General features: G+C 56.3%; 8 protein-coding genes. 2 read left to right on the top strand and 6 right to left on the bottom strand.

Annotation, left to right across the window (positions count from 1 at the left end; genetic code table 11):
• Window positions 1–1,696 (top strand): TonB-dependent siderophore receptor (locus tag H7A81_RS23665; protein ID WP_182058892.1); only part of this gene is annotated, 1,696 nt, incomplete at its 5' end.
• A gap of 59 nt (window positions 1,697–1,755) precedes the next feature.
• Here the strand turns inward: H7A81_RS23665 and H7A81_RS23660 are convergent.
• Window positions 1,756–2,004, bottom strand: a complete 249-nt coding sequence (locus H7A81_RS23660; protein ID WP_160868209.1) for a GlsB/YeaQ/YmgE family stress response membrane protein — start codon at window positions 2,002–2,004, stop codon at window positions 1,756–1,758.
• Between the two features lie 186 nt (window positions 2,005–2,190).
• Between H7A81_RS23660 and H7A81_RS23655 the strand changes: the two genes are divergently transcribed.
• On the top strand, window positions 2,191–2,925 hold the full coding sequence (locus H7A81_RS23655; RefSeq protein WP_182058891.1) for a flagellar brake protein: 735 nt from the start codon (window positions 2,191–2,193) through the stop codon (window positions 2,923–2,925).
• A gap of 122 nt (window positions 2,926–3,047) precedes the next feature.
• Here the strand turns inward: H7A81_RS23655 and H7A81_RS23650 are convergent, their stop codons facing one another.
• From H7A81_RS23650 to H7A81_RS23630, 5 genes are all read right to left on the bottom strand, one after another.
• Complete coding sequence (locus H7A81_RS23650; RefSeq protein ID WP_182058890.1) at window positions 3,048–4,538, bottom strand: FGGY family carbohydrate kinase; 1,491 nt, start codon at window positions 4,536–4,538, stop codon at window positions 3,048–3,050.
• A gap of 2 nt (window positions 4,539–4,540) precedes the next feature.
• Window positions 4,541–5,485 carry a transketolase family protein gene (locus tag H7A81_RS23645; RefSeq protein ID WP_182058889.1) on the bottom strand — a complete coding sequence of 315 codons (945 nt, stop codon included), beginning with the start codon at window positions 5,483–5,485 and terminating at the stop codon, window positions 4,541–4,543.
• Window positions 5,478–6,308: a transketolase gene (locus tag H7A81_RS23640; RefSeq protein WP_182058888.1), complete on the bottom strand. Its 831-nt coding sequence runs from the start codon at window positions 6,306–6,308 to the stop codon at window positions 5,478–5,480. Before H7A81_RS23640 ends, H7A81_RS23645 begins: the two co-directional genes overlap by 8 nt.
• 198 nt (window positions 6,309–6,506) lie before the next feature.
• Window positions 6,507–7,607, bottom strand: a complete 1,101-nt coding sequence (locus H7A81_RS23635) for an ABC transporter permease (protein ID WP_182058887.1) — start codon at window positions 7,605–7,607, stop codon at window positions 6,507–6,509.
• Between the two features lie 2 nt (window positions 7,608–7,609).
• Window positions 7,610–8,080 (bottom strand): ATP-binding cassette domain-containing protein (locus H7A81_RS23630; protein WP_182058886.1); only part of this gene is annotated, 471 nt, incomplete at its 5' end.

Raw genomic sequence — 8,080 nt, 5'->3', positions numbered from 1 at the left:
CTTCAACATCTTGCAGGTAGATAACTGGTTCCTCGATCGCGTTGATGTGATCAAAGGCCCCTCCTCCGCACTTTACGGCCAGACCGTACCAGGCGGATTAGTCAATCAGGTGAGCAAGCGGCCGCAGTTTGCTGAAGAGGGCCATTTCCGCCTGTCGACCGGCACCAACGCCACCAACAGCGCCGCCTTTGACTACACCAATGCGATTAACGATCAGTGGGCTTTCCGTCTCACCGGCATCACGCGTAACAGCGATACGCAATACGATCACACCCGTGAAGAAAAATATGCGATTTCGCCACAGCTGCTGTGGCAACCCAGCGAAGACACCAGTCTGGTGCTGCGTGCCTATCTGCAAAAAGATCCATCCGGCGGTTATCACGGTTCCGTGCCCGCTGAAGGCACGCTTTATAGCCATAATGGCCGCAAGCTGAGTGATGGATTCTATGAGGGCGACAGCGCGCTGGATCAGTTCAAGCGCCACGAGCAGATCTACAGCTACGACTTCTCGCACCGCTTCAATGAAGTGTGGTCTGTTTACTCCACCGCCAGCTATAGCCACGCCAATGTCGATCTCGATCAGGTGTATCAGATTGGCTGGGATGCCGCTAACCCGGACCTGCTGACCCGCTACTACTCCGGTGAACGTTCCTCGCTCAGCGCATGGGCCAACGATAACCGTCTGCAGGCCGATTTTGCCACCGGCGCGCTGCAGCATCGGGTGATCCTCGGTGCCGAATACCACCGTTATAAGAATGATTTGAGTAAAGCCAGTGGCTATGCGAGTTCATTAAACCCCTGGACGGGCGAAGCGGTCGGCAGCATGCCGGATTACAGCTGGACCGAACAAACGCGTCGCTATTATCAGACCGGACTCTACTTGCAGGATGAAATGCAGCTCGACCGCTGGCATCTGGATCTCTCTGGTCGTTACGATCGCATCGTCTCCAATAATGGCACCAGCCGTCGCCAGGATGACCACGTCAGCGGCCGTGTTGCGCTGCTGTATGCGTTCGACAGCGGAATTTCACCTTACGTCAGCTGGAGCCAGGCGATTACCCCGGCTTCTTTGACCGACCCAGACGGCAATCAGCTGAAGCCAACCACTTCCGAGCAGTATGAAGCCGGTGTGAAATACCAGCCGGTGGGCACACGCGATATGTACTCCATCGCGCTGTACGATTTGACGCAAAACGATGTGGCGAACCGTAACGTGGTGGACAGCACCTACAGTCCTTCCGGTAAAGTGCATTCACAGGGCATTGAGCTGGAAGCCCGCAACCAGCTGACGCCGCGACTCAGCACCATCGCCGGTTACACGCTGAACCATCTGCGTTTCAAAGATTCCGTTGACGGGAATGATGGCCATACGCCTTACGTCACGCCGAACAGCATGGCGTCATTCTGGGGTCACTATCAGTTTGATTACGGCTTGAGCGCCGGTGCGGGTGTGCGTTATATCGGTAAACAGTGGGCTGATAATGAAAACACCACACGTTTGCCGCCAGTGACGTTGTTGGATGCATCAGTCCGTGCCGACCTGAGTGCGTGGAATTCACAGTTGAAAGGGGCATGGCTGCAGATCAATGCCAATAACCTGACCGACAAAAAGTATCTCGCCGCCTGTTATGGCACCGGGTATTGCTATCGCGGCGCAGAGCGAACCATTACCGCCACCGTGGGCTACGACTTCTAACTGCCAAAAAAAATCCGCATCCCGGTGGGATGCGGATTTCATTAAATCAGGGGGTACTGCTAGGTGCGCACTTTACGGTAGATCCACAGCACCACGATGGCACCAATCACCGCCACCACGAAGCTGCCAAAGTTGAAACCGTCAACTTTACCGAAGCCAAACAGGGTACTGATCCAGCCGCCAACCACCGCGCCGACGATCCCTAAAACCACAGTGATGATGAATCCACCGCCATCTTTACCTGGCATGATCCATTTAGCGATGATCCCGGCAATCAAACCAAAAATAATCCATGAAATGATACCCATTTACTGCTCCTTACGTTATGAATCAAGGTGTTCACTGCGATTAGTATAGTCGGATATTTTTAATCTGCTTGATGAACATCACAGTAGATAGAGAGTTAGCAGGCTAAAGCTTTTTGCCACCCTGTCGATAATAATGCGATAGCCGTGTCACCCGTGATAATAACAATCGGATAAGTGGAGCAGGATGTGAAAGAAGCCGATAATGAACAATATCTCAAACGAGGCACCCTTGCTGTTTTAAACGTAATGAAGGATTTGTTGCGTTTCCAGACCCCTTTAATGGTGAGTTTTTCGCGCGGTCAATTTATCAGTCGCATGCTGGATGCCGATGAGGATCGCGTGATCTTCGATCTCGGCAGCAATGCACTGGACAACGATTTAGCGCTGCAGGGCGGCGAAGTGAATATCGCGGCAGAAGCGCAGGGGGCAAAAGTCGAGTTTGGCTTGATCAAACTGGAGCGCACCGAGTTCGAAGGCTTACCGGCTTTCACTGCCCCACTGCCTGAACTGCTGTGGCAGATCCAGCGTCGTGAGTTTTTCCGTGTTTCCGCCCCAATGGAGCCAGTGTTTTACTGCCATACGCAGTGGCCGGATGGCAGTAAGGCGCGTTTTCGTTTGCAGGATCTCTCTCTCGGCGGTGCAGGTGTCTTGCTGGACGAAAGCTTGCCAGAGGGTCTGAACCGCGGTGACACCTTTAAAAATCTGCGCGTGGAGTTGGGCGAATACGGTCATTTTGAGGTCACCGCACAGCTGCTGAATATTGGCGAGCGCAGCACCGTCACCAGCAAGAATGAAACCCGCACAACCCCTCGTCTCAGCTTCCGCTTTACCGCCATTGAACCAGTGCAGGAACGCCAGCTACAGCAGGTGATCTTTGCCCTGGAGCGTCTGGCGCGCGACAAAGCGAATCGTTTCCAGTAATTGGGTAACATGCGGGGATCAGAGCGAACCCCGCAGATTTCTCTTCGACACGATTTATCACGCCTGGGCAAGCGCGGTGTGACTCGCCCTCGCGCCATACGTTGTCATTGAGACGATAAAGATTAATGCTGCGGTTGATAGCGACAACGCGCCACCGCTTCCAGCCAGCCGCGATAATTCTCCTGCATGATAGCCGCACGATCGCTACGCGGCTCAATCACGCTGCCCCCCTGCAGCGCCTGCATATCACTGCCCTGCTGCCACCAGCCTAATAAACGTCCCGCCAGCAGCGCGGCACCCAGGGCGGAGACTTCAGCGGTAGGGGCACGTTTCAGCGGCCGCTGCAACACGTCTGCCTGAAACTGCATCAGCCAACTGTTTTCGGTTGCCGTGCCATCCACACAGAGCGCGGGTAACTGCACACCACTGGCCTGCTCCATAGCGAAGAACACATCGGCAATCTGGAAGGTGATTGATTCCAGCGCCACGCGCGCCAGCACCTCTGGCGTGGCGGCATCGGTAAGGCCACATACCATGCCGCGCGCCTTCAAATCCCACCAGGGCGCGCCCAGGCCTGACAATGCAGGCACGAAATAGATGCCCTGATTATGCTCGCTGCGTTGCGCCATCGCCGTCAGTTCACGCGGATCGCTGATGCCCAGCATGCGTCCCAGCCAGGCCGCGCCTGAACCGGTATGGGTGATGTTACCTTCAAAGGCAAATCGCAGCGTGCCATCGTGCCACGCCACCGTGGTGCTGAGGCCGTTCTCGGTCAGCAAGGGGGTGGCCATTGACATCATCAGCGATGAACCGGTGCCGTAAGTGGCTTTTACCACCTCTTCACCCGCACTACGTTGCGCCTGCAGTGCCGCATGGGAATCGCCAATGCGCGACAAAATGGGCGTACCCGCTTTCAGTCCGGCGATGTCCTGTACCGTGACAACACCCTGCGCACTGGCGGAGGGCACAATATGTGGCAGCGCCGCACGCGGGATATGGAACAGCGTCAGCAGTTCCTCATCCCAGTCACCGCTGTGCAAATTGTAGAGTTGGGTGCGGGCCGCATTCGCGTGATCGGTAATAAAACTTTCGCCGCCGCTAAGTTGCCAGCTGAGCCAGCTATCAACAGTGCCAATGCAGAGTTCACCGGCTTGTGCACGCGCCAGTCCATCTGGAATCGTCGCCAGCATCCCGGTGAGTTTGCCTGCGGGAAACATGGGATCGACCGCCAGGCCCGTTAAGCCGGTGATGCGTGGCGCTTTGCCCGCCATACGTAAATCGCGACAAAAGGCTTCCGAACGGCGATCCTGCCAGCTTACCAATGGCGTCAGCGGCTGACCGTCGCGGCGCTGCCAGATCAGCACCGACTCGCGCTGGTTGCTGATCGCGACGGCGGCCACCTCTGCCCCACCGCACTGCGCCAGACAGCTTTCAATCGCCTGTTTCACCGCCTGCCAGATCGCCAGCGGATCCTGCTCGGCCAATCCCGGCTGCGGATGGGCCAGCGTCAGAGGTTGACTGCCGCGTGCCACCACGTTGCCAGCGCGGTCCACCGCTATGGCTTTCGCGTTGGTCGTACCTTCATCAATTGCCAGTATTAATGGACCCGCCATGTTTACGCTCCTGCACACATGCGCACTGCACTCTTCACCACGCTGGCGGCGTCAATACCATGATGCGCGCGCGTGGAGGCACGATCGCCAGCAATCGCGTATTGCCCATCGGGGATGCCCAGACGTAACAGCGGAATTCCGCAGCCGCCTTCAGCCAGCACTTCGGCCACCAGACTGCCGACGCCGCCGTTAACATTGTGCTCCTCTACGGTGATCACCGCCGGATAATGCTTTAACAGCTCTTGCAGCTGTTGGGTATCGCAGGGACGAATTGATGGAATGGCGATCACACCTGCGCTCATTCCCTGTTCCTGTAATTGCTCGGCCGCACTCACCGCCTCATGCACGGTGGAACCCATCGCCACCAGCACGATGTCGTTGCCTTCACGCAACACGTCGATCTGGCCGGGACGGAACTGGTAGTTTTCATCGTGCAGCTGGGGCAGATCTTTGCCATCCAGACGGATGTAAACCGGCCCCACATGCGCAAGGGCATAATCGATGATCTGGCGGCACTCCAGCGGGCAGGATGGCGCGTAAATCTCGATATTGCCGAAGCCACGCATCACCGCAATATCATCAATGCTGTGGTGGGTGCTGGCCAGCGGGCCGTAACTGGCACCGGCATTCAGGCCAAACAGTTTGACGTTGGTGTTGTTGTAGCAGACGTCGACTTTCACCTGCTCGTTGGCGCGCGAAATCAGGAACGGAGCTGCATTACAGGTCACCGCCACTTTTCCACCGATTGCCAGACCGGCCGCCGTGCCCACCAGCGTTTGTTCCGCAATGCCGACGTTCACCAACCGATCGGGAAACGCCTTAATGAAAGGCGATATTTTTGCCGTTGAGGTGGAATCTGCCACCACCGGCACCAGATCCACACCGCGATTGACCGCGTCAATAAAGGCTTCCACCATCACCGTGGCCAGGTGTTTTGCATTACTCATCTTTTAATTCCTCCAGTGCCATTTCGATCTCTTCCCCTTTCGGCACACGGTGATGCCACTCTGGTTTGCCCTGAATAAAGGAGATGCCAAAGCCTTTCTCGGTATGCGCCACAATCACCTGCGGTTTGCCGTTACGTGGCAGGTTTTCAATGGTTTCCACCACGGAAGCCATGTCATTACCGTTGCACTCAGTGACCTCCAGGCCGAAGGCTCGCCATTTATCCGGCAGCGGATCGGTGTTCATAATGTCGCGCGTGTGCCCTGCCAGCTGCAGTTTGTTCTTGTCGTTGATGATCACCAGGTTATCGAGGTTGTAGTGCGCCGCCACCAGCGCGGCCTCCCAGTTACTGCCCTCGGCCAGTTCACCGTCGCCGGTGACCACAAAGATGCGGCGGTCGCTGTTGTCTTTTTTCGCCGCCAGCGCAATACCTACCGCCACCGGTAAGCCGTGGCCCAATGCACCGGTGTTGAGTTCCACGCCCGGCGTTTTCTGCCGCACCGGATGGCCCGGCAAATGTGAATCCGAATGCTGATAAGTGGGCAGCCATTCGGTTGGGAAGTAACCCGCTTCTGCCAGCACACAGTAATAGCCGCCGACCGCATGCCCTTTCGACTGGATGTAAATGTCACGCTGCGGATCGTTGGTGCGATCCGGTGCGCAATTCAGGATGCGGAAATAGAGCGCCGTCAGGATTTCGACCTGAGAGAGATCGGCACCGGTATGTCCACCTGCCGGGCTACCGGCATTGAGCTGGATGATGCGGCGACGCACGGCGCGCGCTTTCGTTGCCAGGTCCGCCACCGAATATTTGAAAGGATTCATAGACACCTCTGCATTTTAAAGCATTATTGAATATATATTCACAGCAGGTAAAAAAATTTACCCGGATTTTTCCCCTGAATAAGCTGAGTTGCGGGAAGGCGGCCAGCTCGTCAATCCCCCAGGAGCTTACTCAGGTCAGTGACTGGGGTGAGAAAGCGCAACCGACGCACCTGCGGCTCGGCTTATGACGGGTAACAATTAACCTTTGGCCTCACCTTCCTGAATCAATGCCTTCTGCGCCACCACGGCAGCCTTTTGCTGCATGCGGCTTTGCATCTGATCGATGATCACTGCCACGATAATCACGATGCCTTTGATCACCATTTGCCAGAACTCGCTGACGCCCATCATGATCAAACCATCCGCGAGGAAACCGATGACAAATGCCCCCACCAACGTGCCGAGAATGGTGCCGCGCCCGCCAGCCAGTGAAGTACCACCCAGCACGACCGCCGCAATCGCATTCATCTCGAATGAGGTGCCGTTCGCCGGATGGCTGGCCACCAGCTGCGAGGAGACCACAATGCCGGCAATCGCCGCACAGAAACCTGAAATGGTGTAAACCCAGATTTTCACCGACTTCACTTTGACGCCCGAGAGTTCCGCTGCACGCTCATTATCACCAATCGCATACACCTGACGGCCAAACGGCAGGCGACGTGCTACATAGGCAATCACCAGCGCCAGCACCACCATCATCCAGATCGCCCACGGTAAGCCGAGAAAATACCCCGCACCGATTTTGTCGAAACCGGTGTTACCCAGCAGCGGATTGCCCTGCAAACCGGGGAAGGTTTCGCCGCCGGAGGTCAGCATCGCCGCCCCGCGCAGGATGTACATGGTGCCCAGCGTGCAGATAAACGGGGCCACGTTGTATTTGGTGATGATCCAACCATTGACCGCGCCAATCACTCCACCTACCACTAACACCACGGGCACAATCACCCAAACGCTGGGAAAGATGGCGATGCCAAACATCGGCAACACAATGCCTTTGGTAATCAACCAGCCAGCAATCATGCCGCACAAGCCCAGCGTGGCACCGATGGAGAGATCAATACCCGCAGTGATAATCACAAAGGTGATGCCGAGCGCCAGAAACGCATTGATGGCGATGTGTTTGACCATGATCACCATGCTGCCCACGGCGAGGAAATCCGGCACGGTGATGGCAAAGAAGCCGACGATGAGGAACAACGCGATAAAGGTGCGCAGTTTTAACAGCAGCAGAATCATGCCTTCACGCGAGTTGAAAACCTTACCTGGCGAAGCGAGCGCCATTGCGCCATTGTTTTTCATGCTCAGAACCCCTGTGCACTTGCTTTAACCAGCGCCGCCTCTTCCGCTTCCGCGCGCGGCAGGTCAGCTGTCAACTTGCCGCCAGACATCACAAGAATGCGATCGGCGACGGCCATAATTTCTTTTAAATCGGAGGTGGAGAACACCACGGCAATACCCTGCTCTGACAGTTTCACCATCATGCGAAACACTTCCGCTTTGGCACCCACATCAATGCCCCGACTGGGCTCATCCAGCAGCAGTAAACGTGGATTGGTGAGCAATGAACGGCCAATCACCACTTTCTGCTGGTTGCCGCCACTCAGCGCACTGATCGCCACGTCGGGTGATGAGATTTTGATGGCCAGATTGCCTACCGTACTGTTTACCGCTTCGCGTTCAGCTTGTTCGGCGATCACGGTGCGATGCGACAAACGTCGCCACAGGCTGGCAATGGTGAGATTGCTGGCCACAGAGGAGACCGGGAAAATACC

The sequence above is a fragment of the Pantoea sp. ME81 genome (genome assembly GCF_903970985.1).
GTDB lineage: Bacteria > Pseudomonadota > Gammaproteobacteria > Enterobacterales > Enterobacteriaceae > Pantoea > Pantoea communis.
This window is presented reverse-complemented; position numbering and strand designations above follow the sequence as displayed.

What these genes read in the sequence shown, in the direction of transcription:
- H7A81_RS23640 (WP_182058888.1), bottom strand. Translation starts at nt 6,308, where the DNA reads ATGAATCCTTTCAAATATTCGGTGGCGGACCTGGCAACGAAAGCGCGC.
- H7A81_RS23660 (WP_160868209.1), bottom strand. Translation starts at nt 2,004, where the DNA reads ATGGGTATCATTTCATGGATTATTTTTGGTTTGATTGCCGGGATCATC.
- H7A81_RS23650 (WP_182058890.1), bottom strand. Translation starts at nt 4,538, where the DNA reads ATGGCGGGTCCATTAATACTGGCAATTGATGAAGGTACGACCAACGCG.
- H7A81_RS23635 (WP_182058887.1), bottom strand. Translation starts at nt 7,607, where the DNA reads ATGAAAAACAATGGCGCAATGGCGCTCGCTTCGCCAGGTAAGGTTTTC.
- H7A81_RS23645 (WP_182058889.1), bottom strand. Translation starts at nt 5,485, where the DNA reads ATGAGTAATGCAAAACACCTGGCCACGGTGATGGTGGAAGCCTTTATT.